20 protein-coding genes are annotated in these 24822 nt (G+C 71.7%); 11 read left to right on the top strand and 9 right to left on the bottom strand.

Going from position 1 to position 24822, the window contains the following annotated elements; genetic code table 11:
- Positions 1 to 36 precede the first annotated feature (36 nt).
- Both ACFY9V_RS14620 and ACFY9V_RS14615 read right to left on the bottom strand, forming a co-directional pair.
- A complete protein-coding gene (locus ACFY9V_RS14620; RefSeq protein ID WP_391161506.1) occupies positions 37 to 1470 on the bottom strand; it encodes an HNH endonuclease in 1434 nt (477 codons plus the stop codon).
- A gap of 65 nt (positions 1471 to 1535) precedes the next feature.
- Positions 1536 to 2324 carry a DeoR/GlpR family DNA-binding transcription regulator gene (locus ACFY9V_RS14615; protein ID WP_188283080.1) on the bottom strand — a complete coding sequence of 263 codons (789 nt, stop codon included), beginning with the start codon at positions 2322 to 2324 and terminating at the stop codon, positions 1536 to 1538.
- Between the two features lie 252 nt (positions 2325 to 2576).
- Between ACFY9V_RS14615 and ACFY9V_RS14610 the strand changes: the two genes are divergently transcribed.
- Entirely contained in the window at positions 2577 to 3398 is an 822-nt protein-coding gene (locus ACFY9V_RS14610; protein WP_391161505.1) for a class II fructose-bisphosphate aldolase, read from the top strand.
- A gap of 112 nt (positions 3399 to 3510) precedes the next feature.
- Here the strand turns inward: ACFY9V_RS14610 and ACFY9V_RS14605 are convergent, their stop codons facing one another.
- Positions 3511 to 4026 (bottom strand): TetR family transcriptional regulator, encoded by a 516-nt coding sequence (locus ACFY9V_RS14605; RefSeq protein WP_391161735.1) that lies wholly within the window; start codon positions 4024 to 4026, stop codon positions 3511 to 3513.
- A gap of 286 nt (positions 4027 to 4312) precedes the next feature.
- On the opposite strand from ACFY9V_RS14605, the gene ACFY9V_RS14600 reads away from it, so the two are divergent.
- On the top strand, positions 4313 to 5332 hold the full coding sequence (locus tag ACFY9V_RS14600) for an aldo/keto reductase (RefSeq protein WP_391161504.1): 1020 nt from the start codon (positions 4313 to 4315) through the stop codon (positions 5330 to 5332).
- Positions 5333 to 5494: 162 nt separating this feature from the next.
- On the opposite strand, the gene ACFY9V_RS14595 is transcribed toward ACFY9V_RS14600, so the two are convergent.
- Positions 5495 to 7534, bottom strand: a complete 2040-nt coding sequence (locus ACFY9V_RS14595) for a hypothetical protein (protein ID WP_391044703.1) — start codon at positions 7532 to 7534, stop codon at positions 5495 to 5497.
- 235 nt (positions 7535 to 7769) lie between these two features.
- Here ACFY9V_RS14595 and ACFY9V_RS14590 point away from each other — a divergent pair, with 235 nt between their 5' ends.
- The 5 genes from ACFY9V_RS14590 to ACFY9V_RS14570 all read left to right on the top strand — a co-directional run bounded on the left by ACFY9V_RS14590 (position 7770) and on the right by ACFY9V_RS14570 (position 15331).
- Positions 7770 to 8471, top strand: coding sequence for a hypothetical protein (locus ACFY9V_RS14590; RefSeq protein WP_355349334.1), 702 nt, complete (start codon positions 7770 to 7772; stop codon positions 8469 to 8471).
- Between the two features lie 84 nt (positions 8472 to 8555).
- Entirely contained in the window at positions 8556 to 9065 is a 510-nt protein-coding gene (locus tag ACFY9V_RS14585; protein WP_391044707.1) for a hypothetical protein, read from the top strand.
- Entirely contained in the window at positions 9062 to 9958 is an 897-nt protein-coding gene (locus ACFY9V_RS14580) for a hypothetical protein (protein ID WP_355349340.1), read from the top strand. Before ACFY9V_RS14585 ends, ACFY9V_RS14580 begins: the two co-directional genes overlap by 4 nt.
- A gap of 340 nt (positions 9959 to 10298) precedes the next feature.
- Positions 10299 to 11435, top strand: a complete 1137-nt coding sequence (locus ACFY9V_RS14575; RefSeq protein WP_391161503.1) for an OmpA family protein — start codon at positions 10299 to 10301, stop codon at positions 11433 to 11435.
- 182 nt (positions 11436 to 11617) lie between these two features.
- Entirely contained in the window at positions 11618 to 15331 is a 3714-nt protein-coding gene (locus ACFY9V_RS14570) for a CHAT domain-containing protein (protein WP_391161502.1), read from the top strand.
- Here the strand turns inward: ACFY9V_RS14570 and ACFY9V_RS14565 are convergent.
- Positions 15310 to 15459 (bottom strand): hypothetical protein, encoded by a 150-nt coding sequence (locus ACFY9V_RS14565; RefSeq protein WP_355348010.1) that lies wholly within the window; start codon positions 15457 to 15459, stop codon positions 15310 to 15312. The genes ACFY9V_RS14570 and ACFY9V_RS14565 overlap by 22 nt on opposite strands.
- Positions 15460 to 15525: 66 nt before the next feature.
- Between ACFY9V_RS14565 and ACFY9V_RS14560 the strand changes: the two genes are divergently transcribed.
- Together ACFY9V_RS14560 and ACFY9V_RS14555 are read left to right on the top strand one after the other, a co-directional pair.
- Positions 15526 to 15846 (top strand): CATRA system-associated protein, encoded by a 321-nt coding sequence (locus ACFY9V_RS14560; protein WP_391161501.1) that lies wholly within the window; start codon positions 15526 to 15528, stop codon positions 15844 to 15846.
- Between the two features lie 102 nt (positions 15847 to 15948).
- A complete protein-coding gene (locus tag ACFY9V_RS14555; protein ID WP_391161499.1) occupies positions 15949 to 16647 on the top strand; it encodes a hypothetical protein in 699 nt (232 codons plus the stop codon).
- Between the two features lie 72 nt (positions 16648 to 16719).
- On the opposite strand, the gene ACFY9V_RS14550 is transcribed toward ACFY9V_RS14555, so the two are convergent.
- Positions 16720 to 17106: a hypothetical protein gene (locus tag ACFY9V_RS14550; RefSeq protein WP_355348019.1), complete on the bottom strand. Its 387-nt coding sequence runs from the start codon at positions 17104 to 17106 to the stop codon at positions 16720 to 16722.
- Positions 17107 to 17278: 172 nt separating this feature from the next.
- The gene (locus ACFY9V_RS14545) at positions 17279 to 17941 is read right to left on the bottom strand and encodes a hypothetical protein (RefSeq protein WP_391161498.1); all 663 of its coding nucleotides are present in this window, start codon (positions 17939 to 17941) and stop codon (positions 17279 to 17281) included.
- 315 nt (positions 17942 to 18256) lie between these two features.
- Between ACFY9V_RS14545 and ACFY9V_RS14540 the strand changes: the two genes are divergently transcribed.
- Positions 18257 to 19240, top strand: coding sequence for a helix-turn-helix transcriptional regulator (locus tag ACFY9V_RS14540; protein ID WP_355348025.1), 984 nt, complete (start codon positions 18257 to 18259; stop codon positions 19238 to 19240).
- Here ACFY9V_RS14540 and ACFY9V_RS14535 read toward each other — a convergent pair.
- Positions 19234 to 21594 carry a tetratricopeptide repeat protein gene (locus ACFY9V_RS14535; protein ID WP_391161497.1) on the bottom strand — a complete coding sequence of 787 codons (2361 nt, stop codon included), beginning with the start codon at positions 21592 to 21594 and terminating at the stop codon, positions 19234 to 19236. The genes ACFY9V_RS14540 and ACFY9V_RS14535 overlap by 7 nt on opposite strands.
- 297 nt (positions 21595 to 21891) lie before the next feature.
- Positions 21892 to 24129, bottom strand: coding sequence for a CATRA conflict system CASPASE/TPR repeat-associated protein (locus ACFY9V_RS14530; protein WP_391161496.1), 2238 nt, complete (start codon positions 24127 to 24129; stop codon positions 21892 to 21894).
- A gap of 136 nt (positions 24130 to 24265) precedes the next feature.
- Here ACFY9V_RS14530 and ACFY9V_RS14525 point away from each other — a divergent pair, with 136 nt between their 5' ends.
- Positions 24266 to 24616, top strand: a complete 351-nt coding sequence (locus tag ACFY9V_RS14525) for a hypothetical protein (protein ID WP_391161495.1) — start codon at positions 24266 to 24268, stop codon at positions 24614 to 24616.
- Positions 24617 to 24822: the final 206 nt, after the last annotated feature.

Below are 24822 nucleotides of genomic sequence, written 5' to 3'. Positions count from 1 at the left end.
TGCGTAGTTCCCGACGACGCTTTCCCGTACCGCCGATCAGTCCCCCCGCCCAGTGCTACCGCCAGGACCGCGGCTGCGCCGACGGGCGAGAGTCGCCGCGTGCCGCTTTCCGGCCTCTTCGGCGAGGACGGCGCGCAGCTTCTCGCGCCTGCGCCCGCGGGTCTTCACCGCGTGGCAGTTCGGGCACAGGGCGACCATGTTGCTCGGGTGGTCGCGTCCGCCGAGCTGGAGGTCGACGACGTGGTCGATCTCCACTATGGCCGCGCCGCTCGGTGTCGTGTCCGCGGGCTGGCCCGTGCAGCCGGGGTTCTCGCAGAGTCCGCGGCAGCGCTCGAGGACGGCCTGACGCGCCGCGCGCGACCGGACGTAGCGCTCGGTGGTGGTGCTCACGCGGCCGGTCCCGCGTCGCTTCTCGTGGTGCTCGGCGGCGCGGCAGAGCCGGTCGTAAGCGGCCGCGAGGACAACGGGGTCGGGGGTGAAGCGTTCCGCGCCCTCGGCGACCTGGCCGTCCTGATACGGCTGACCGTCCTCATGCGGCCCGGTTCCGTACCGTTCGGTCTCGTGGGTGTCGTGGGTCTCGTCGGGCACGTCGACTTCGTCGTCATCGAGCCCGACCTCGCGCAGGAGCGGGCCGGGGTCGACGTCCTGGTAGTACGTGTCCACGAGCGTGTCGACGACGACGGCCCGCGCCTCGCCCGACCGGCGCAGCAGGTCGTACACGGCCTCGGTCAGACCGCCCGACGGCTGCTGCTCGGCGAACCAGCGCGCCAGCGTCGCATCACCGTGCGCGGGCGGTACGGCGCCCGAGTGGCCGGACAGCTCCCACAGCCCCGCGCGGTACAGCGCCGCCACCGGATAGTCGGCCCGCGCCCGCTCGCCCCGCGTCCCGCGCCGTTCGAGCAGCCCGCCCAGCTCCTCCTCGACGCGGCTCCACGGCAGCACCCGCGCGCGCCCCCGCCCCGCCCGCCCGAGCGCCCAGAGCAGCGTCATGGGCTGGTACAGCAGCGGGGCCCCTTGCGCCTTGTTCACCTTCAACCGCCCTATGCGGCCGACGAGTTCGCCGTACGCGCCCAGCAGGACGGCGTTGTCGTCGGACCCGGACCCGGCCCCGCTCGCAGCTTCGGCCCCGACTTCGACTTCGACTTCGACTTCGACTTCGGCCTCGACTTCGACTTCGGCCTCGGCCTCGGCTTGAGCTTCGACCACCGTGTAGCCGAGCGCGCGGAGCACGCCGACGGCGGCGGCCAGCCCGCCGGAGAAGTCGGCCGGGGCGAGGGGCTGCCGGCCGGGGAGGTAGCCGTGGGCCACGCCCACGATCGCCTTGGAGTCGTACCGCTCTCCGTCGTGCAGGAGGAAGTAACGCAGCGCGGGGCGGAAGCCGTACGTCCGCAGGAACGCGTCGCGGCCGAGCCGGTCGAACTCCTCGAGCGCCCGGCTGATTTCCGTACGGGTGACGTCGCTCGGTGCCATGGCGGAAGGGTAAGGGGTGCGAACGGCCACGGGCGCGCCTGGCGGGGTCAGGGGCGGGGCCCGGGTCAGGCGATGGTGACGGTGATGCCGGCTTCTTCGAAGGCGGCGGCGGTTTCCGGGGGGATGGCCTCGTCGGTGATCAGGGTGTCGATGGTTTCGAGGCCGCAGACGCGGGCGAAGGCGCGGCGGCCGATTTTGGAGGAGTCGGCGGCGATGACGACGCGTTGGGCGCGTTCGGCGAGGAGGCGGTTGATGCTGGCCTCGTCCTCGTGGTGGGCGTAGACGCCCTGGGCGGGGTCGAGGGCGTCGATGCCGAGGACGGCGATGTCGAGGATGATCTCCTGGAGGACGCCGCGGGCGAGAGGGCCGGTGAGTTCGTAGGACTGGGGGCGGGCGACGCCGCCGGTGACGACGATCTTGATCTGGGGCCGGATGACGAGCTCGTTGGCGATGTTGAGGGCGTTGGTGACGACGGTGAGGGCGGGCTGGCGGGTGCCGTCCGCGGTGACGTCGCCGCGCAGGGCCAGCGCGCGGGCGACCTCGGTGGTGGTCGTGCCGCCGGTGAGGCCGACGACGTCGCCGAGGGCGACGAGGGAGGCGGCCGTCCTGCCGATGCGCTGCTTCTGGGAGGCGTGCCTGGCCGTCTTGTAGCGCAGCGGCAGCTCGTACGAGACGCCGTGCGCGACGGCCCCGCCGCGGGTGCGGGTGAGCATCTGCTGCTCGGCGAGCTGGTCCAGGTCGCGGCGGATGGTGGCGGTGGAGACGTCGAGCGTGGTCGCGACCTCCTCCACCTCCACGCGGCCGTGCTCGGCCAGCAGATCCAGCAGTGCGGTCCACCGGGCGTCCCTGGACACAGGCGTTCTCCTCCGTGACGTGATCGTCCTCGGCTTGATCGTGCGTGGTTTGGCCGGTTCGGCTTGACCGTGCGCGGCTGATCGGGCGCGGCTCGACCGGTTCGGCGTGATCGTGCGCGCACCAGCGTGGCACACGCGCGCGGACCCCACGGCCGTGCGGACTGCGCGCACCAGGAATGCTTGAAAGTGTTCGATTGTGCGGAGTAAGGTGCAAATACAAGCATCCTCGCGCAAGCACCGTCGGGAGAACCCATGCCTCTTGCAGCCGCCCGCGCGCTGATCACCGCCGCAGCGGTCGAGCACCGCGCCATCGCGGCCTTCGACGCGATCACCCTCGAACACGTACAAGCCGTCGTCGAAGGCGCGGAGTCGGTCGGCTCCCCGGTGATCATCCAGGTCAGCGAGAGCGTGGTGCAGTACTACGACGGGCGACTGCTGCCGCTCGCCCGCGCCGCCGCGGAGACCGCGCGGGCCGCCGCCGTACCGGTCGCGCTGCATCTGGACCGGGTGCGCAGGACGGCGCTCCTCGCCCAGGCCGCGCACTGCGGCTTCAGCTCGATCATGTACGACGCGGCGCGCCTGCCGTACGCGGAGAACGTGGCGGTGACGCGCGACGCCGCGCAGTGGGCGCACGAGCAGAATCTGTGGATCGAGGCCGACGCGGCGGCCGTCCCCGCGGGCGCGGCGACCCGTCCCGAGCCGGGCGGCGGCCCGGCCGCGGCCCGCGCCTTCGTCGCCGCGACGGGAGTCGACGCCCTGACCGTCCCGCTCGGCGCGCGCCCGGACCGCCGACTGCTGGCCCGGCTGCGTACCGCCCTCGACGTCCCCCTCGTCCTGCGCGACACGGCGGGCGCCACCGCCGGTGAACTCGGCCTCGCCGCCGCCGAGGGGATCAGCAAGGTCACCGTCGGAACCGGGCTCGACATCGCCATGACCGGCGCCGTCCGCGCCCGCCTCGCCGTGGACGACATCACCGACCCCCGCGTCTATCTCCGCGAGGGGCGGCGCGCCATGACCGCGACCGTCGCCGGGTTCATCCGGGCGCTGGACAGCCGCCTTCCGGCGGGGGCGTAAGGGGGCATGAGGCTTCCGGCGGGGCGTAAGGAGGGCGTGAGGCTCCGGGCGGGGCGTACGGGGGCGTGACGCTTCGGGCGGTCTGGGTTGCTGAGAGCGGCGGCGGGAACCGTTACGGCAGCAGCCGCAGTCCGGCGACGAGGACACCGGCCAGGCGCCGCGCGTCGTACCCCGGATCGCTGTCCGCCCCGATGCAGAGATTCCCGACGCCCCGCATGAGCACTCGCGCCTCGACGTCCGAGCGGATCTCGCCGGCGGCGACGGCGGCGTCGAGCAGCCGGGTGCACACGGGCACGAGCCGGTCGAGGAAGTACGCGTGCAGCGCGTCGAACCCGGCCTCGTCGGAGTGCAGCACGCCCGCCAGCCCGTGCTTGGTGACCAGGAAGTCCACGAAAAGGTCGATCCACTGCCCGAGGGCGGCGTACGGGGACGGGTCGGCCGCCAGCAGCGCGGGACCGGCCTCCGCGCAGGCGTCGACCTGGTGCCGGTAGACGGCGATGATGAGGTCGGCGCGGGTCGGGAAGTGCCGGTAGATCGTGCCAGTGCCGACGCCCGCCTCGGCGGCGATGTCCCGTACCGGCGCCTCGACGCCTGACGTCACGAAGACGGCCGCCGCCGCGTCGAGCAGGGCCTCCTTGTTGCGCCGGGCGTCCGCACGCTTGGGCCGGGGGGCCGCGCCCGCGCCGCCTGCCGCGCCGCCCCTGCCGTCCGCATCGCCGCGCGCGTCCGCGCCGCCCCCCGCGTCCGCGCCGCCCCGCACGCCCGCGCCGCCTTCTCCGTCGTTCACCGCACCGTCCTCCGTCCCGTGTCCCCGGCAGTCGCGCTTGCTATCCGGAACGTCGTTCCGTATCGTCGTTTGTGGCGGAACAATGTTCCGTTTATCTCATGATGCCAGAGCACGGAGGATTCCACTCATGCAGTACCGCACTTTGGGCCGCACCGGCGTGCAGGTCAGTACCCTCGCGCTGGGCGCGATGAACTTCGGCGCGATCGGCCGCACCACGCAGGACGAGGCCACCGCCATCGTGGACGCCGCCCTCGAAGCCGGAATCAACGTCATCGACACCGCCGACATGTACGGGCACGGCGACTCGGAGGAGATGGTCGGCAAGGCCATCGCCGGGCGCCGCGACGACATCGTGCTGGCCACCAAGGCGACCATGCCGATGGACGACGAGCGCAACCACCGGGGCAGCTCGCGCCGTTGGCTGGTCACCGAACTGGACAACAGCCTGCGCCGCCTCGGCGTCGACCACGTGGACCTCTACCAGATGCACCGCTGGGACCCGCGCACCAGCGACGAGGAGACGCTGTCGGCCCTCACCGACCTCCAACGCGCGGGAAAGATCCGCTACTTCGGCTCCTCGACCTTTCCGGCGTACCGCATCGTGCAGGCGCAGTGGGCCGCCCGCGAGCAGCACCTGGCCCGCTACGTCACCGAGCAGCCCAGCTACTCGATCCTCCAGCGCGGCATCGAGACCCATGTCCTGCCGGTGACCGAGGAGTACGGGCTCGGCGTGCTCGCCTGGAGCCCGCTGGCCTCCGGCTGGCTGTCGGGCGCGGTCCGCGAGGGCCGCGACATCACCACCAACCGCTCCGCCCACCTCCCGGAGCGCTTCGACCTGACCGTCCCGTCCAACCGGGCCAGGCTCGACGCCGTCGAGCGGATCGCCCGCGTCGCCGACGACGCCGGCCTGACGATGATCCAGCTCGCGCTCGGCTTCGTCACCGCGCACCCCGCCGTGACCAGCGCGATCATCGGCCCCCGCACCCTGGACCACCTGCACTCGCAGCTCGCCGCCGCCGACACCGTGCTCACCGCCGACGTCCTGGACGCCCTCGACGCCATCGTCCCGCCCGGCACCGACCTCGCCCCCCAGGAGAAGTTCGACACCCCGCCCGCCCTCCTCGACCCCTCCCTCCGCCGCCGCTGACTCAGCGGGCCGCGGCGGGAACGCGCACCGTATCGCGGGGGCCAGACCCGTGCGGCGGGGGTATCGACGGTCGTCGACGTGTGCGCGGTGCTCTTTGTCACGGGGCCGGCTGCGACCGGTCCCCGTACTCCTCGCCGGCGCGGTTCATGCCCGGCGCGTGTCTCACGCGGCGGCGCTGTCGAGGGCGCGCAGTCGGCTGCCGAGGTTCTCGAACTCCCTTCTGCGGTCTGCGCGGTTCCTCTGGCCGCCGGAGACGTACGGTGCCGCGACGGCCATCAGCTCCGCGGCCTGCTCGGCCCACCTGGCGCGGTCCGCCCTATCGTCCGGTAGCGCGTACTCCGCCGAGGTCAGGAAGCAGTTCGCCAGGCTCAGCGCCATGACGAACCCGGTCGCCCGCTCGCCCGCGTACTCCAGCAGTCGGTCCACCTCGTCGGTGTTGGCCCGGATCTCCGCTGCGTACGTCCGGGCGGCCGCCAGGTGCTCGCGCGAGCGCTGCGGGTCGTCAAGGTCCCGGGCCAGCGAGACGTGCCCGCGCATCGCTACCTGGAGGACGTTGCGCAGGGAGGTGAACGCGGTGCCCAACTCGTTCATCCGGCGGCGGACCGGGATCACCTCGTTGTCGTACAGCTCCAGGCCCTCTTCGCGCATCTCGACGTTCGAGCCCGCCCCGACGAGGAAGGCGCAGTAGTTGTGCAGCCGCACGTAGTAGCGCGGGCTGCCGTTCTCGAAGAAGCAGGTGAGCAGTTCGATGCAGTCGTCCCAGAGCGGGATGAGCTCTCTCGTGATCTGCTCCGCGTCGGGAAGCCCGGTGACGTGAGCCTCATACTGGGCCTTGCGCAACTGGTTCACGCCGACCAGCAGGTCGTCGAGGCGGGTGGCGAGGTATCCGCCGTCCACGCTGCCCCCGCTGACCCGGCCCATCAGCGTCTTCGCCAGCGCGACGCCCTCGCGCAGCCACCCCGCACGCCGGGTGACGATCTGCGGGTGTGACGGGTCCTCGTCCTGCGCGGCGGGGAACTGCACGAGATCGGCCAGCGCGTGCAGCCGCTCCAACAGGAACTCGGGGGAGTCCGCGCCGAACAGTTCGCGGACCCGGTCGGCGAACTGTTCCAGCATGCGGGCCCGTACGTGCCGGGTCGACTCGTCCCGGTCCTCGAAGAGCGCCAGCGTCGCCGTCACCAGGCCCTGTCGCACGGTCAGGGCGGCCTTGACGTCGAGATCGGGACCGGACGGGGTCTCCTCGATCACGGACTGGAGCAAGCTGAGCTTGTCCGCCATCCGGGCGGGGGTCTCCTGTGGTGGCAGCTCGACGTGGGGGAGCACCGCCTGCGCGAAGCGCCGCACCCGTACCTCGGTGTGCAGATGGAGCTCAGCCCTCCGGCCCTTCTTGTTGTCCACGATGCGCACCGCGGCGTCGTCCGTGACCGCGGAGAGGTCGAAGAGCGTGGCCTGCGCCATGCCCACGACGGTGCGGCGCAAGCGGTCGCGGGCGCTCCCGCCCGGCAGCGGCTCGTTCATGCCGACCTCGTTCGACTCCCTGGGGCGCAGGCGCGCGCACAGGACCGTCGCCAACTTCTCCACGAGGTCCAGACCGAGCGGCGCGTGATCGGCGTCGTACCGCGCCCGGATCGGACCGTACTCGTGGGAGGCGAGGCTCCGCACGCCCTCGCTCCGGACCGGGGCGTCCAGGGCGCCCAGCGCGTGCTGCACGCCCTGCGCCTGGAGCGCGGCGACAAGCAGGATCGGCTCCGAGCGGAAGACTTCGAGCAGGCTGTACGCGAAGGCGCCGATGAGCAGGTGCGGGTCCTCGACGGGAATCTCGTCGAGCGCCCGACCGAGGGCTTCGGTGACCGGCGCCAGCAGCACATTGGTGCCGATGAGGACGAACGCGGCCTTGGTGTCGGGGCCGTAGCGCGACGCCGTGGCGTTGGCGATCGGAGTGTGCCCCGCCTTGGTCACCTCGCTGTCCGGCAGGCCGCGGTCGGTGTGGTCCCCCAGTTCGGACGGCTTCGCGGGGCGCGGGGCGCCGCGCATGATCTCGGCGAGCGTCACCTGCGCGTAGTCGCAGCACCAGGAATGCATGCCGCCCGGGGCGCCGTCCCAGGCGACTCCGAAGAGCGGTCCCACCTTGCGGGCGAGCCGGGCCGGCATCTGCCGGCCCCGGCTCTCCGGGATGGGGGGGATCTGGGCTTTGAGGATCACTGGCCGTCTCTCCTCTAATCGCAGGTCAGTGCACGTCACGAGAGTACTGGCTTGTAGCGATCTGTAAACCCCAGATAACTTTTGCTCCTGAAGTAGAGAATATTCACAAACAGAGTTGACTCTGGTTAGACAAGAAGAGACGCTTCATGTCGATGGACTTGCGAGGGTGCACAGGGCGTCCCTCCCGTCCGTCGCACCGCTTCGCGGTGCCTGCCAAGCCCACGGGAGGCCCCAGATGTCCCCTCGCCTCAACGGCCGTACCAAGCCCGCACCCCTGCCCAAGCCCCGGCGCTATGCGATCCACCTGCGCCTGGTGGACCGGCACCATGCCAACCGCGACGCGAAGGCCGGACTGCCCGCGCTCGGCGAGAGCGGCGTCGGCGGCACCCCGACGCCCGAGTTCCTCGGTCGCGGAGCCGCCGCTGGTCAGCAGGCCGAATGGATCCTCTGCCTCAGGGAGACCGCCGAGGACCGGGGCCGGGCGCTGGTCCTCCGGGCCCGCGTACAGGAGGCCGAACGGCTCGCCGCCGAGGCCGAAGCAGCCGTCGCCGAGTCGGCCGGCCCCCTGAGCGAGGAAGAGCAGAACCGGCGGCGCGGCGGCGAGCACAAGACCGCCGAGGCGGTGGTGCGCGCCCGCCGGGCGCGCGAATGGTCGCGCCGGCTCGCCGACCTGCGCTCCGCCGCCGAACAGGCCGCCGGGCGTGCTGCCGCACTGACCGTCGAACTGCACACGGTCGAGGCCCGTATCGCGGTGCGGCAGGAAGCCGCCGCGGCACGCGCGGTCTACCTGCACGAGCAGGCCATGCGCCGTGTCATGGCCTACGACCGGCAGTTGGTCCGGCGACACGCGGACGGTGCCCGGATCAACGGTGAGGCCAAGTACGGCGGTCCCGAGCTGCCCGCCTGGGTTGCGGGCCACCGTCCCGAACTCGGCTGAATTCCGCCGGACTCGTGAACGGCCGTTCCCTGGACGGCCCAACCACCCAGGGACCCGTGAACACCCGCCCCGAGAGGACCCTCCGTGGACCTTCCCTTTCTCCGCCGTAAGACCAAGCGCCCGCCCGAACAGCCCGAGCCGACGTTTTCGACCGTGGTCGACGGCGACCCGAGCTGGACCATTCCGGCGCTCTACCGGATGGCGCCACCGGCCGATCTCGGCACCGCCGAGGAGACCGTGCGCCAACTCGTCGGCGAACTCGCCCCCAACGCCATCGACGCCGGTACGGGCACCGCGCTGGACAACCTCATCGACGCCTGGACGGTCCAGTGGGTCACCCGGCTCGAATCCGAGCACAAGCTCCGCGAGGCGGTCTGCGACCACCTGATCGGCGTGGCCGCCGAGGAGCTCTCGGACGCGCAGACGGCACTCGACCACGCCAAGGACGACCTCAGCCGGGCCGAGAGCGACCTGAGCGCGTTCCGTGCCCGTCTCTCCCCGCCCGCCACTGTGAGCGTGTCGCCCGCCGGGCCTGCCGAGGCCGCGTCGCCCGCTGAACCCACCCCGCCCCCGCAAGGAGGACCGACCCCATGAGCAGAACCGTCCCGCCCGGTCACATGCCGTTCGCCGACCCTGATCTGGTCGTCGGCAGAACCAGGCACTACTACCCCTACCTCGCGCTGGTGCTGGCGGTGGGGGCAGACGGGATCGCCTTCTACCAAGTCGTCGGCCTGTTGGTGAACGAGGCCGGGTGGATGATCATTCCGCTTGTCCTCGGGTTCACCGGCCTGGCGCTGGCTGTGAGCCACCAGGTGGGTGTACTCGCCCGCAGGTTCGTGGAGCGGTCCACGCCGGCCGTGGGTGCTCTCGCGGTGGTGCTGACGATGGTCTGGCTGTTCATGGGCGCCGTGTGCTTCTTCGTCCGCGCCACCAACACGCCCGCCACGTCGGGGGGCAGCGGGCTCGAGACCCTCGGTCTCCCGAGCACCGCGGGGGCGCCCGCCGACGACTTGACCGGCAGCGCCAATCTCGGCACGGCCCTGCTGTTCCTCGGCCTCTACCTGGCCGGCGGCCTGCTGGCGGCGGTCACGGCGTACCTCGCCCACAATCCGCTGGCCACGGCGTACCGAATGGCCCTGGCACACCGTGCGGCCGCCCGGCAGGAGGTGCAGCGGCTGACGCCACGCCATGTCCGTGCCGTCCACCGCCACCAGCAGGAGCTGGCCGAGCGCGAGCGCGACCACCGGCGCTGGGAGGTGGCTACCGGGCAATGCCTCGGCTGGGCCGACGACCTGAAGCACTACGCCCGGTTCCTGATGGCCGTGCACATCGCTGACCCGGCGGCCACCGACGGACTCACCGACTCAGGGGACCGGCTCGTCCCCGGCGGTTGGAAGGGCCCCGACCTGCGCGCCGCCGATCGGCCCGACGGACCGGGGGAGTCCGACGAGCCCGATGCGGAGAACGGCCAAGGGGCGGCGGCGTGAGCCCGCAGCCGCGCCCGTTCCCGATGCGGCCGCCCGCTCCCCGGCCCGAGTTCTGCCCCCACTGCGCTCGTCGTCTGCTGCCGTGTCCGGACTGCTCGAACTGCCGTCTGGGCCTGCGCTGCCCGTCGTGCGGCCGGCACTGGACCAGCCCCTGACGTCTGCGCAGCGTCCCGCCACTTCCCGCTCGTCATCCGGTCGCCCGGACGCCTCCGGGCGGCCGGGCTCATTGAACCTGGCCCCGCGCCGTCGATCGATTCGAACTCCTGGAGCACACACCATGGCATCACCGAGATTACGATCCCTTCTCCGCGGACTCACCGCTCTCTGCCTGCTGGGTGCCGTGGCGCTTGCGGCATCCGGCTGCGGTCACCCGGCCAAGAACAGCGCGTCGGAGCAGCGGGAGCAGGCCGCCGCGTGCGCCACCGGCCGAGGCCGCGTCGCCCTCGTCCTCGGCGCCCGAGCCAACACACCCGCGCCCCGGCTGACACCCGCCGCGCTCTCACTGGTGGATACCGCGATCGACGGGGGTCAGCTGATCTCCGTGGTCGGAGTGGACGGCGCACCCGACGTGGAATTCCGCGGGGCCTTCGAGGACACGGGCAAGAACGGTTCCCGCAGCGCCAAAGACCACGACACATTCGTGAAGTCGCTGACGAACACGATCCACCGCATGAAAGCCGGCCGTCCCGAGGCCGACCTGCTCGCGGCGCTGGCCGAGGCCGCGGGGAACGTCGGTCCGGGCGGCACGGTCGTGGTGGCCGACTCCGGGCTTCAGACTGTCGCGCCACTGGACTTCCGCCGTGACGGCGTGCTGGACGCCCAGGCCACCGATGTCGCCGACTTCCTGAAGCGGCAGGGCTCGCTCCCGCAGCTCACCGGTATCTCCGTCCTCTTCAGCGGCGTCGGCGACACGGCGCCGCCGCAGGCCAGACTGCCGCTCCCGGAGCACAAGAACCTCGTCGCCATATGGAAGGCGATCGCCGTCGAGGCGGGGGCCGAGTGTGTCGCGGCCGACCCCGTGCCGGCGACGGGTGCCGCCGTACCGCACACCCCCGCCGTGTCCGTCGTCACGGTGCGTCCCCTGGAAACGTATCCGCCCTCCTGCGGGAACCACGTGCTGCGGAACAGCGGCAGTGTCGGATTCCTGCCCGACACGTCGGTACTGCGCGACCGGCCTGCTGCCGCCGCCGCCCTGAGGGAACTCGCCGACTGGGCCGTGGCCCACCACGCGAAGATCCGGCTCATCGGTACGACGGCGTCCGCGGGAACGGCCGATGGCCGTAGGCGACTGTCCCTCGACCGCGCAACAGCGGTCCGCGACGTCCTCGTCTCGCTCGGTGTGGCCGCCCACGACATCACGCTGCGGGGAGTCGGCACGCGGTGGCCGGGCCACGTCCAAGACCTCGACAGCGAAGGCCGGTTGCTGCCCGGCCCCGCCGAACGCAACCGCTCCGTCGTCCTGGACCTCGTCTGCTGAACCGTCCGGGCGCGCGCTCGGACATGACCGCCCGTCCGGGCGCGCGCTCGTCGGCAGCCGACCGCCCCACCCCGCGGCCCGCCGATCGCCACGTGCCGCGCGGCCGACCCGCAAGTCCCGACCGTCCCACCCTTCAGAGAGGACTCGACATGCCGGATATGAGAGCAGTCGTGGACCGCGTGATGCGACGCTGTGAAGCGTCCTGGTCGTCCGACATCGAACGCCGGGTCGGCGCGGTCCGCGCCGACCCGCGGAGCTGGCTGTCCGCCGCCGACGGACTGCTGCTGTCCTCCTGGTCGAGCGGCGGCCGCGACGCGGCGGTGGCCGCCGCGGCGCTGCTGGAGTTCGCGCTGGACACCGGCGCGCGGGACGATCCCGGGCGGCCTGCGTGGGTGTTGCACCTGTGGCTGGCCGAGCGCACCCTGTCGTTCCGCTTCGGCGACTACCGGTTGTCGCGCGACGTTCAGCACCATCTCGGCGCGCAGAAGCAGGGGCGTACGGCCGACGACCCGGTAAGGGTCGCCGCCACCTACCCCGAACTGCCGCTGCCCCGGCACTTCCAGCCGGTCCTGCCCATCGAGTCGGCGGCGGCCCGGCTGGCGGACTCGCTCCCGCGGGACGACATCGCACGCTGCTGCCTGTTGGTACGGCTCGCCCAGTCCGCGTGCTTCCGGTACGAGTCCGGCGACGAGTCGGCGCTCCCCGAGATGTGGCGGCTCGCCCGAGCCGCCCACGACGCCGTCACGCCCGACCACCTGGAGGCGGAACTGGTCGGGCGCACGGCCGCACACGCCGCCGTCGTCAGATTCCGTGCGGACCCGAAGGACCGCGCCTCGGCCGCCTTCGCGGTCACCGCCGGCCGACTGGCGCTGGCGGGCGTGGAGCACGCGCGGGTCCACGGCACGGACTACCGGCCCCACGAGGCCGCCCCGGTGCACCTCTTGCTGGCGATAGCCCTGATGTCCGTACTGACCTACGAACTCGACCTCAAGACGGCCGACGAGGCCATCGCGCACATGGAGGCGTTCCGGGCCGATGGCCCACCGGACGACGGCGGTGTCTACGCGGTCAACATGGCGTCCTTGCTGGCCGCGCGCGCCGTCCTCAGCGGATCCCGGCGGGACGTCGCCAGGTCGGACGAGCTGTGGGCGATGTTGCAGCGGGACCTGCGGCCGGGCGACCCGCTGCTTCCGCATATCGCCCAGAAGCGCGCCGCGACCGCCGAGATGGTGCGGCTGATGGGAATGCTCCCGTTCAAGTCGGGAGGTCTTCTCCGCCTCGTGCGGCCGTGGATGGGTCCACTCCTGACCTTTCCCCCGCTGCCGCCGATCCGGTTGTACGAACCGCCACGCAGCCCCGGTTACCGGTCACCGGGCGCAGGACCGGAGGAGATGGCCTCCTTCGGCGGTGCTCCGGACCCGGAGGCGCGAACTCCTCGCGGGCCGGACCGCGAACGCGCACCGGGCGGCGACGGGGGACCCGCGTCCTCCACCTCACCGCACTGGCCGCCCTGCCCGGCGCCCGCGCCCGGCCTCGTCTGCGACCCTGCCCTGGAGTCCGACCTGACCGGTCTGCCACCAGACGCGGAAGCGGTCCTCCGCAGTCTCGTCGGGGTCGACACGTCTCCGTCGGACCCGCGCCGACTGGCGCTCGCCGAGAAGCAGTTGCTCGCCAGGCTGGCCGAACCAGGACTCAGTGCCGGCCGCCGGGGATGGACGGCCGCGGCCCTGCTCCAGGTGTGGGCCGCGAAGTACCTCATCAGTAGGGACGCCGCGGACCTGGAGCGGGCTGTGCGGGCCGGCGACGACGTACTCGCCACCCTCCCGGCCACCAGCTCCCGCTATATCGAACTGCTGTGCGCGGTCGAGGAGCACCGGCAGGCGTACGGTTCGCTCCGCGGCGACGCCGCGACGATGCTCCGGGCCTGCGACGGCCTGCGGTGGGCCGTGGACCACGTCCGCCCCGAGTCACCGCAGTGGGTCGCCTGCGCGATGTTCTACGCCAAGGCCCTCGCCGGGGTCTCGATGCTCCGCCGCGACCCGGACATGTCGAAGGAGGCGGTCGGGCTGGTGCGGAAGGTGGCCCGCACGTTGGAGGCGCTCCCGGACGCCCCCGGCCACTGGGGCAGCATGGCGGAGCAGCGTGAACGCCTGCGGCCGACGCTGCGTACGATCACCGACCTGGTGGTGATGGCCGACCACGACCTCCGCGGAGACCTGATCGGGGTCGAGGAAGCCGAGGTGCGGTGGCAGCCTGAGGCAGAGGCCAAGCTGCCCCCAGCGGTGAGATTCGAGAACGCGCGCGTCGCGCTCGGCCGCCGGGTGGAGCTCGGGGACTGGGCACGGGCCGCGGACGCCGCGGCCGTCGCGCTGGAGATGCTGCCGCTGCTCACCTCGCGGGCGCTGCACCGCGACGATCGCCAGCGCGCCGTGCACTCTGCCCTCCAAGGGCCGTCCCCGGACAGTTCGACGGGCACCAGCCTGACCCGAACCGGGTGCGCGGTGGCGCTCGCCGCCGGCCGGACCGAACAGGCGGCCGCGCTGCTGGAACAAGGGCGTGCCGTCCTCATGAGCCAGGACCTGGAGGCGCGCGGCGACGTGTCCGACCTCGCAGAGGCTCATCCGCGGCTCGCCGCGCGCTTCACCGACCTCGCCGGGCGGATGCGGGAGGCCGATGACATCGCGTCGCGGGACGAGACCTCGGGCGTACGGGCGCAGCACCGGGCGGCCGAGCAGTGGCGGCTGCTCCTCGGTGACATCCGGTCCCACCCCGGCTTCGGCAGCTTCCTGCTGCCGCCGACCGCGATGCAGATGCAGGCGGAGGCGGTACAGGGGCCCATCGTGCTGATCAACATTGACCGGCTGCGATGTGACGCGCTGGTGGTCACGTCCCGGGGCATCAGGACCGTGACACTCGACGTGACCGAAGGACTGCTGGCCCACACGGCCCGGGACTTCCTTGCCGCGGTCGCCGTGGATCTGGACAGCCCGAAGGACGTGCGCGCCGCGGCGGCCGAGACCATCTTCCGGACCCTTGAGTGGCTGTGGGACAAGGTCGCGGAACCGGTGCTGCGGGCGGCCGGCCTCACCGAGCCGATCCCGGAGGGGACGCCGAGACACGCTGTCCCTCGGCTGTGGTGGTCCGCCTCCGGCCCGCTGGCGCATCTGCCGCTGCACGCCGCCGGCTACCAGCGCAAGGCGGACCTGGGGGAGCGCCGTTCCGTGCTCGACCGGGTCGCCTCCTCCTACACGCCCAGCATCAGGGCGCTGCGGCACGCCCGACTGGAACGTCGCCCCGCGGCGCAGGGCGCCGCCCGGCACCTCGCGGTGGGCCGCGCCACCGGTACGGACGGCGGCTCCGGGGCGGCCGCGGCGGAGATCTCCGCCGCGGCCGGCGCGCTGGCCGGACTGCGGGTGATCGCGGACGCCGACGCCACGGTCGACGGGGTGCTGGCCGCACTGCCGTCGGCGTCCACGGTGCACTTCGCCTGTCACGGTGTGAGCGACCCCGACAACCCCTCGAAGAGCCACCTGCTGCTGGCCGACGGACCCCTTGAGGTGCGGGCCGTCAACCGCCACGAACTGCCGTACGCCCAGCTCGCCGTGCTGCTCGCCTGCAACACCTCGCGGACCGACCGGCTCCCGGACGAGGCGATTCACCTGACGTCGGCGTTCCTGACCGCGGGATACCCCCAGGTGATCGGCTCACTGTGGGAGGCGGCGGACCTGGTCTCGGCCGGCCTCGCCCGTCGGCTGTACCGCTCGCTGCGGCGCTACGGCGGCGGTATCGACGTGGGCGACTGCGCCGTCGCCCTGCACGGGGTGGTACGCGAACTTCGCGCTCGCCACGCCGCCTCACCGGCGGCGTGGGCGCCCTACATCCACACCGGCCGGTGAGGCAGTACGCCTTTCCGGCCGCCGATGACGACGGTCGACAGGACCGGCAGCGCCACCACGACCGGCAGCGCCACCAGGACCGACAGCACTTCCAGGATCAGCAGCACTTCCAGGATCAGCAAGATCAACAGGAGGCAGTGATGGGTACGTCGGACGGAGCACGACGGATCGGAAGGACGGCCAGGTTCGAGGCATTGGCGGTCCTTGACGCGGTGCTGGCCTGGCGGCTGCCGCCGGATTCGTGGGAGGAGGTCGACGAGCGGATCGCCGTGCTGACGAAAGCGGTCGGCGAGGGCGACACGGTCCTGGTCGGTGAGGTGACGGCGGAGCTGGAGACGAACGGTCGGCGTGTCGGACGGATGGGTCCCCACGGCACTACGACACCCGACGGCAAGCAGCAGTCGCCGCCCCGGGTGCGCGAACGGGTCGTCGCTCTCATCCACACCCTGGACCCGGCCTCGAAGCCGGCGGGCGGCGGCGGCCAGGCACCGCCCGCGGGCAAAGGCAAGGCATGACGTGGCCATGGGTGTGACCGGTCGAGATCTTCCGGCCGCACGGTGAACTGCCGCACAATGGGGGACTGTCCGGGGGAGGGCGGCGCGATTATCTCAGTGCTGGTGAACATAGCGATCGGGCTGGTGACGAGCCTCCTCGGCCTCGGCTTCGGCTGGCTGTGGGAGCGGGGCAGGCGGTCCCGCGCACTGAATAGAAAGGCTGCCTTCTTCGGCGTCCGCCCCGGCGAAACCTGCCTCATCGTGCTCGGCAACAAGCACAACGCCCCCGGGACCGCACAGCACCGGGACGTGCGGGCGGTCATCGAACTGGCCATGCTCGCCGGTGAGCTGGGCTGCCGGGTGACCGTCGAGTCCGGAGAGTTCCGCGGCAGCAACGCCGACCGCACGGAATTCTGTGTCGGCGGACCGATCGGCGACTCGAACATTCGCACCGGCGGCCATCTGGCCGCCCACCTGCCGGGCGTGACCATCCACCCCTACAACGGCGGGCCCGACTCGGTGGCCATCGAGGTCGGAGGTGACCGCTTCCTCTTCGACCGCGGCAATCAGGAGTACGCCCTCGTCGCCAAGTTCACGCCTGCGGAGTCCAGCCGCCCCGTGCTGCTGATATGCGGCCAGACCTCCGCGGCGAACCAGGCGGCCATCAACTTCCTGCGGCGCGAGTACGACCGGCTCGGCAGGACCCTCGTCTCGGTGGACCGCTACTGCATCGTGATCAAGGCATCGCACCTCACGACATACGGAATCCACCGGGCCGCGCTGGAACGGGACGTCTCGGCCACGGCCTTCGGACACGAATGAACGCCCGGCGCGAAGCCGGACGTTCATTCGTCGGGCGGGCGGACCGGCCTTGCGGCCCCTCCCCTTGTCCGCTCAGATGCCCGTGTAGGTGAGGGAGGGATCTTCCTCCTGGAGCGAGACGACGAATCGGCGCATCTTGCGGTTCGCAAGGATGCGCAGGGCGCGCACGTTGCCTTCGGCTTCGAGCCGGATCTTCCGGCATTCCCCCCGGTCCCAGATGAGGAGGTGGACCGACAACCGCTCGGTGCTCTCTCCCCGGCTCACGAGTTCGGCCGTCAGCGCGAGGTCCGGCATATCGGTGTGGTGGATGCCGAGCGGTGAACCACCGCTCTCCGTGAACGTCGTGGCGATTCCGGTGTTGTTCTCCCCGAACCAGTTCGCTCGCATATCCGTGCGGAACAAGGCCGCTGCGTCCTCCACGGAGGCCGTGGTGGATATATCCACCGGCTGCTTGGTCATCTGCTCAACTCCCCGATGTGAACCCCGTGGTGCCGTGGGGGCGGTGCTCTTGTGCGGGAACTGCGTTCCGCCACGACCTTCTCACTGAAACGGAACCGCGGTGGGTTTTGTTGCACGGTTTCCGGAAGTACGGCAGCGGTTACCGTGACGTGCGGCGTTTTCGGTCGGCCGGTCAGAGGCTCGGCGCGGAGAAGGGAATGAACGGCATGAGCTCGTCGGCGACCCAATGGGCCGGGACTTGTAATGCCTCGCCGATCCGCAGATAGAGTTCGTACTGCGTCGCGGCGCCGAACCAGTCGAACCGGCAACCGGCCGGATCGCGGCCCCGACCGCATGCCTCGACCACCGCCACGCAGCCGTCCTGGACATCGGCCCTGGCGTACACGGTCTCGGCGTGAGGTCCGGCCGACATCCGGGCGACCGGGCGCAGTTCCCCTGTTGCCAGCGGTGGGAGAGCCGCCCCCGGCGCCGGGGGCGGTCGGCCGACGAGCCAAGGCTCGTCGGGTCCCCGGTGCAGTCGCCAGAACTCGCGATCCCCTGCGGACAGGCGGTTGCCGGGTACCCCGCGAGCTCGGAAGAACTCCAGCGCGTCCATCCGCAAGGCGTCGTAGCAGGGATGCGCGAAGTCCGGGCCGAGCAGGTTCCAGACCGTCCTGGCCGCTCCGAAGAGCGCGAAGCCGCCTGCCGGTATGACGGCCGCGGCCAGTTGAGTGGTGAACCGGTCACTGTCGGACTGGGCGAATTCCAGAAACGGCGCCTGTAGTTCGCTCCACACCAGATCAGTGCCGAATTCGATCCCCGTGGCATCGAATTCGAAACGGCCGAACCGCTCCATCCGCAGAACGACATCGGCCGGGAGCCGTGAGGAGCCTGTGGCGTCCGAAGCGACTTTCATGATCCCTCCCTGCTTCGACCGTGCCGTCCACGGCGACGTGGGCCGCGAACCGGTCCGCGTGTCCGGTCGATACGTGTCCGGCGGCAGTACGTGTCTAGCAACGGACGGAGAATGGGCACAATGGTTCTCCGGCGTACCCGGACGATCTCCGGAGAACTCCGCACGGCACCGGCACCGGCCGCCGGGCGCTCCCAGGCCACCGGGCGTTGTGCCAGACTCGGCGGTGGCAGCAGGCGGCGAAAGGGAGTTCGGGGCATGGGCCGTCCGCAAAAGGAACTGCCTCCCGACGGTTCGCCCGTCACGCTGTTCGCGTTCTGGCTGCGAGATCTGCGTCGGACCGCGGGACTGACCTTCGACCAACTGTCCCGTCACACCGGGTACGGTCGCACCACCATGACCGACGCGCTCCGCGGGGACTCGCACCCGACGCTCCCGGTGACGATGGCGATCGTCGGCGCCTGCGGCGGCGACATCGACAAGTGGGGCGCGTTCTGGGCCGAGGTGCACCGCGCCCTGGACAAGGACGCCGTGCCCGGGACTGTCATCGTCTCGCCGCCCCCCTGGACCCCGTCGATCGCGGGCGGGGCGCACGGCGAACTCTGTCCGAGCGGCTGCGCCCGTACCGATCCGCACGGCTGGTACACCGAGTCGGTCGAGACCCGGCTGCGTCTGGACACCGTGACACCCGAGGCGGTGGAGCGGCGGGTCATCGTCGCCACCTGCGACGGCCTGGCCGAGATCCCGGTCGCGTTCAGCGTGCCGCGCCGCACCGACGACGAGGCCGACGGCCACGGTCTGGAGGTCTCTGTCCTCGACGGCGGCCGCCTCGATCTGCCCGAACACCCCTACGAGAGCTTCTTCCAACAGCGGCTGATCCTCCCGACCCCGCTGCGCACAGGTGCCCGCCACACGTACACGCTCCGGCTGCGCATCCCCCAGGACCAGCCGATGGCACCGCACTTCGTCCATGTCCCGCTGACCCGCAGCGAACGCTTCAGCCTGCGGGTGCGCTTCGCCCCCGGACGTCCGCCGCTGTCCGTCTGGCAGTTGAGCCGAGTCCCGACCGCCGTCATCTACCAGCGAGCGCCGGGGACATCCCTCCTGCGCCCCGACCGGCAGGGCACGGTGGCAGTGGAGTTCGACGCGATGCGGGTGGGATACGGCTACGGACTGTGCTGGCAGGACGGACCCGCCCCTGCCGCACCCGAGCCCGACCCCGAAGTGCCGCCCGGCTACTGAGAGATCGGCGCGTCCGGCAGTTTGGCGCTGATCCGGGCGGCGTCCGGGTGGTGCAGGGTCCGCAGCACATCGAGCGCTTCCCGTCGCAGCGCGTACGCGTCGCGGTCGTGGCCGAGCGCGGCGTGCGCGTCCGCCAAATGATCGAGGGCGTGCGCCTCGCGGTAGCGGTCGCCCACCGCCCGGTCGAGAGCCAGGGACCGTTCATAGGTGCCGATCGCCGCCGCGTGCCGGCCCGAACTCTGCTCGGCCCGCCCGGTGGTGAGCAGGATCGCCGCCTGGCCGTCCAGATGGCCGAGTTCCGCGTACAGGTCGAACGCCCGGCGGCCGTGTACCAGCGCCGCCGCGTGGTCCCCCGAGCGTTCCTGCTCCTGGGCCAGGGCGCTGAGGCCATCTGCCAGCGGCAGCGGATCCGCGGTCCGCTCGGCCATCGCCAGCGCGAGCCGGGCCTGCGGGAGCGCCCGCCGGTGGTCGCCGCGCGCGGCGTACACCCGCACCAGGGACAGCCGCACCTGGCGCGCGCCGTCGTCATCACCCAGCCGGCGGCATTCGCGCAGCGCCTCGTAGAGCAGCGACAGGGCTTCGTCGGACCGGTCGAGGCGGGAGAGGGCGTCCGCCAGCCGGCGGGTGGCCGACGCCCAGGCCCGGCGGTCCCCGGCCTTCGCGGCCGCGTCCCGGGCGATTTCGTGCACCAGACCGCGCTGGAACCGCCGCCCCGAGCGACGCAGATAGACCGCGCACGCCTGGGCGAGGCGCCAGGTGTACGACTCCAGCCCCTCGCTCCGCGCGGCCAGCGCGATCACCGCCTGTAGCGTGCCCAACTCGGCCTCGAACCACGCCATGGCCGCCGCGTGATTCTCAACGGGCGGTTCGGTGCCAGTCGGCTCGACCGGAGCGCGCCGCCACGGTTCGAGGCGGCGGTCCGCCAGTCGCGCGGCACTCAGATAGTGCCGCAGCAGGCGCTCGACGGCGGTGGCGCGCTCGGCGGCCGGGCCGTCGTCCGCCAACTCCTTCGCGTACAGCCGCAACAGGTCGTGCAGTACATACCGGCCCGGCGCGTGCTGCCGCACCAGATGGGCGGCGGTGAGCGCGTCGAGCAGTTCGTCCGGCGGCGCCTGTTCGCCGAGCAGCGCCGCGCACGCGGTCGCGTCGAGGTCAGGGCCGGGGTGGCAGCCGAGCAGCCGGAACAGCCGCGCCACGGGCGGTGGCAGCAGGGCGTACGAACCCTGGAAGACCGACCGCAGGTTGACGTCCGCGTCCTTGAGCTCCAGGATGCCCAGCCGCGCGTTGGCCTGCCGGAGCCGTGCGACGAAAAGACCGATCGAGCCCTTGGGCTCCAGCGCCGCCCTCGCGCCGGCAACGCTCAGGGCCAAGGGCAACCGGGCGCACAGGTCAACGAGTTCGTCAGCGGCCCGTGGTTCGTCCGCCAACCGGTCGGCCCCGATCTGCCCTTCCACCAGGGCCCGGGCGGCATACCGCGGCAGCACGTCCAGGGTGACCCGGAACGCCCCGTCCCGTACCACCAGTCCGTCGAGGCGGTTGCGGCTGGTGACGATCACCAGCGATCCCGGCCCGCCCGGCAGCAGCGGGCGAACCTGATCGGCCGAGCGCGCGTTGTCGAGCACCACCACCACCCGACGGCCTGCCAGCACGGTACGCAACAGGCCGGCGGCGGCGGTCTCCCTGGCCGGGATCGCGTCGGGCGTCACGCCCAGCGACTGCAACAGGTCGTGCAGCGCTTCCGCGGGGGACATGGGCGCTCCCGAGTCGAAGCCCCGCAGATTCAGGTGGAGTTGACCGTCGGGAAAGTGCTCCTCCACCCGGCGTGCCCAGTGCAGCGCCAGGGATGTCTTGCCGACTCCCGCAGTGCCCTCGATGCTGGTGATCACCACCGGCCGGACCGCCGCGACCGAATCCGGCTCCAGTAGCCCGTCAAGCCGCCGCAGTTCGGGCTCCCGGCCGACGAAATTCCGCAGAGACGGGGGAAGTTGGTGGGGCACGCGGGAGGACGGTGGTGGACCGCTCGTGCCGACGGTCGCTCTGGCCGCGGCGGGGCGGAGCCTCCGGGCCGCTTCGGCGCGGTCCCGGAGCGTGCTCAGCCGACCAGCTTCCGGGCCGCCGACACCGAGTGCGACCAGCAGTTCATCGAAGACGCCCACCCCCGCGAGCGTCGTCCCGTTGAGGTAGGCGTACAGGCTGCTCGGCGAGACGTTCAGCCGTCTGGCCAGTTCGGTCCGGTCCAACGCGCGGCCGAGCCGCTTCTCGGCGCGGACCACGGCATGGGCCAACTCGACGGCCAGCCGCTGCCTGAGCGCCGACGGGTCCTCATCCGTCGCCGGGGTCCGATCCCCTGCCACCGCTTTCCCTCCGTACCGGCCCTACGCCTTGGCGGACGTGGCTGACGTGCACACCCGTACGGCGTGCCCGCCGCGTGTCTCGTACCCGGATCGTGACGCATACGACCCGTGCGGATTCGTACCGCGCCTCCAGACTTGTCCAGTGTCTTCCAGAGCGGCCGGGAGTGCTGATGATCCGCGTGTTCCGGTGGGGTCCGACACCGGCGGCGCGCTGTTCGCCGGGCCGGCCCCGGGAGGACGACAGCCATGCAGACTCACTGAGGACACACACCGGAAGACCCCGGCACGACCGTCGGTTCAGGACTCCTGGGGCCGGCCGTCCACCTCCGCGCACCGCAGCACGTGGGCGGCGGCCGTGCCCCACGTCACTCTTTCAGCCATCGCCTTGCGCAGGCGGGCGGCCCGGGCGAAGGCGCTCGGCCGGTCGAACATCACCGAGTTGATGGCCCGTTCCCACGCGGCGGCGTCCGCCGCCAGCCGCTTCTCATAACCGTCCACGTCAACGACGACCTGCTCCGCCTCCGCGGGCAGGATCTCGCGAAGCAGCATGCCCAGCCCGCTGCGGCCGCTCACAAGAACCGGCACCCCGGCCACGATCGCCTCGAGCGCCACCAGACCGAACGCCTCGGCTCGGGACGGCATCAGCACCAGACTGGCCCGCCGCACATCCCTGCGGATCTTCTCCTGGTCTTCTGTGTAGGTCCGCACCTTGACGTCGATGGCCGGATGGCCGATCAAGTCCTTCGCGTACTCGCTCAGGCTGCGGGAGGTGTCCTCGGGCGCGCCGCGGACCAGCAGTTCCCAGTGTCCGGGCCCGGACCTCGGCGGTACCGCTTTCTCCAGTGCCCGGCAGGCGATGTCCAGCCCCTTCAACTGCGCATCCTTCAGGCGCCCCATGAACAGGATCTGCGTCCGACCGGAGCGCGGTCCGTCCACCGGGTCGGCCTCGCCGTCGAATCCGGGGTCGATGCGCTGTATCGGGGGCAGGTCCCGGTATCCCGGCAGACCCCGCTCCCGTTCCAGCAGTTCCTCGAGGCGCGGTCCCACCGGCATGATGCGGGCGGCACCTCGGCACAGGTCGAACTCCAACTCCGTGAGGGCCTCGGCGCGGGCACCCACGTCGTCACCCTCGTCTTCCTTGGACCATTCCGCCTGGTCCGGCTCGACATGGAGGAAGTGCAGCCGCCGCGCCCCCCTGAAATGGTCCTCCGCCTGTGCCTGCGCCGCAGGTCCGCTGACCCTGCCGTGCCCGATGACGAGGTCCGGCACGACTCCCTCCGGCAATTCGGCGCGACGCATCAGCGACTGCCGCCCGGTACGGCCCGGCCGGGCCGCGGCGAGCAGACGCACCCCGTGCTCCTCCGCGTCGGCCTGTTCCTTGGCGGTGAAATTCTCCACCAGCACGTGGACTTCGGCGCCCGCCGCCGTCAGCGCCAGGCACAGCCCTCGGTTGAACGCCGTCAGGCCGCCGTGCGCGGGAAACCACTCGTCGGTCACCGCGAGCACCCGCACGGGGCAGCCGTCCGGCCGCGTCGGCGCCGTCGCCGCGACCGGCGCCAACTCCGCCGACGGTTCCGATTCGTCGTTGTCCGGCGGCGGTTGCCGTGCGCCCTGACGCTCGGCGGTTGCCGTTACGGGCAGGCTGTCGGTCGTCTCCACGCGCGTGATGCCGTCCTCAAGAAGTTGGACGAACCAGTCGACGACCTCGCGGTCGTCGTCCAGCACGTCGGTGTCGGTCACATCGCCGCCGTGTGCCTCGCGGCTCCGACGCAGGGCCAGTCGCGCGTTGGTCCACGTGACGTCCACGGTGTGCCGGAGGGCGCGCAGTGCCCGCGCCGGATCGCCGAGCGGCAGTTCGCCGATCCCGCCGCCGTAGGGGAGCCGTACCAAGGCCCGCAGACCCGTGTCGCCGCCGTCGATGGCGGAGAGCCTTTTGTGGACCCGCAGTTGATGCCGGACAGCGGCCATATGCATCAGGTAGCTGACGAACGGCGGCATCTCGGCACTGCTGTCGGCCGACCACGCCCAGGCACCGAGGAAGGCGTCCTGCTCCGGATGCCCGAGCAGGAGGAGCCGGCGCAGGTACCGGTCGTCGTCCTCGCGTTCCGGTTCCAGCAGGTCCAGCCCGCCGACCGCCCCGCCCGGCTGCTTGCCGACCAGCAGCACCACGGCGCCCAGGCAGCTGGCGTCGAGCGGGCCGAGCACGTCGGCGGCCCGCTGCTCCAACTCCGGCCAGGCACGGTCCTCGCGCGCCCCGAGCAGCAGCGACAGATTCAGTACGGCACCGTGACGTCGCACGATCGCCTGGTCGAGGCCCCCGGGCGACTGGACGGCAGCCACCGTCACCGAGCCGTGCAGCGCCGCGTCCGGCAGCACTTCCGGGATCTCGGTGGGTGCCGTCGCCCACACCGGCTGGTTCGCGCGCTGGAGGGCACGGAAGCGCTGCCACATCACGCGGACTGCGGTCGGCCAGACGTCGGCACGCGGCGCGTCGAGCGGGACGAAGACGTGGACCACGACTTCCTGTTCCGTCACGGCGAGTTCGTGCACTCGGTCGTTCGCCCCCGGGCTGCGTGCCGTACTCACTACGGTAAGTCCCCGCATTCTACTGACGGTTCGGCCGTGTCGAGGATCTCTCGGGCTACGTGCTCAACTGCTGTCGACCGTATCGGTGTTCAACACCACAAGCGTGGCGGCCGACGCCGGTCCGAACAAGGACACCGACCCGGCCGGACTGAACCTGGTCAAGACCACCGCCTACGACGCCCAGGGCCGCGTCATCAAGGCCACCCTGCCCAAGTCCACGGGCACCGACCCGGGGCCACCGTCAAGACCTACTGTTCCGCCACCGGCTCCGGCGTGGACCGCCCAGGACGCCACCGGCATACCCACCCGCAACGTCCAGAGCATCGGCGGCGACCTCGCCGCCGCCACAGCGGCCAGCGACCCGGACAGTACGATCCTGCAACTGACCAGGCACGTTGCCTGGGGAACCGGTGTGGCGGGGGGGGCTTCGGCATGATCGAATCCACGATTCCGTGGCCCGCTGTCAAGGCTATTGCCTACGCGCTCCGTTGGGGGCTGTGGGCAGTCACGGCCAAGGCGTCCCACGCAGCAGTGCGAAGCACGCTGTGTCACCTTCGTCAGCGAATCAACGAACGGAAGTGCTGATCGATGCCTAGACCTGTCCGGATCACTATCCCGGCGCTTATCGCCCTACTGCTCGCG

The organism is Streptomyces sp. NPDC008317, assembly GCF_042955955.1.
Classification (GTDB): domain Bacteria; phylum Actinomycetota; class Actinomycetes; order Streptomycetales; family Streptomycetaceae; genus Actinacidiphila.
Note: the sequence above shows the minus strand (reverse complement) of the source record. Positions and strands in the feature narration are given on the sequence as shown.

What these genes read in the sequence shown, in the direction of transcription:
- ACFY9V_RS14620 (WP_391161506.1), bottom strand. Translation starts at nt 1,470, where the DNA reads ATGGCACCGAGCGACGTCACCCGTACGGAAATCAGCCGGGCGCTCGAG.
- ACFY9V_RS14610 (WP_391161505.1), top strand. Translation starts at nt 2,577, where the DNA reads ATGCCTCTTGCAGCCGCCCGCGCGCTGATCACCGCCGCAGCGGTCGAG.
- ACFY9V_RS14600 (WP_391161504.1), top strand. Translation starts at nt 4,313, where the DNA reads ATGCAGTACCGCACTTTGGGCCGCACCGGCGTGCAGGTCAGTACCCTC.
- ACFY9V_RS14590 (WP_355349334.1), top strand. Translation starts at nt 7,770, where the DNA reads ATGTCCCCTCGCCTCAACGGCCGTACCAAGCCCGCACCCCTGCCCAAG.
- ACFY9V_RS14580 (WP_355349340.1), top strand. Translation starts at nt 9,062, where the DNA reads ATGAGCAGAACCGTCCCGCCCGGTCACATGCCGTTCGCCGACCCTGAT.
- ACFY9V_RS14570 (WP_391161502.1), top strand. Translation starts at nt 11,618, where the DNA reads ATGCGACGCTGTGAAGCGTCCTGGTCGTCCGACATCGAACGCCGGGTC.
- ACFY9V_RS14550 (WP_355348019.1), bottom strand. Translation starts at nt 17,106, where the DNA reads ATGACCAAGCAGCCGGTGGATATATCCACCACGGCCTCCGTGGAGGAC.
- ACFY9V_RS14545 (WP_391161498.1), bottom strand. Translation starts at nt 17,941, where the DNA reads ATGGAGCGGTTCGGCCGTTTCGAATTCGATGCCACGGGGATCGAATTC.
- ACFY9V_RS14540 (WP_355348025.1), top strand. Translation starts at nt 18,257, where the DNA reads ATGGGCCGTCCGCAAAAGGAACTGCCTCCCGACGGTTCGCCCGTCACG.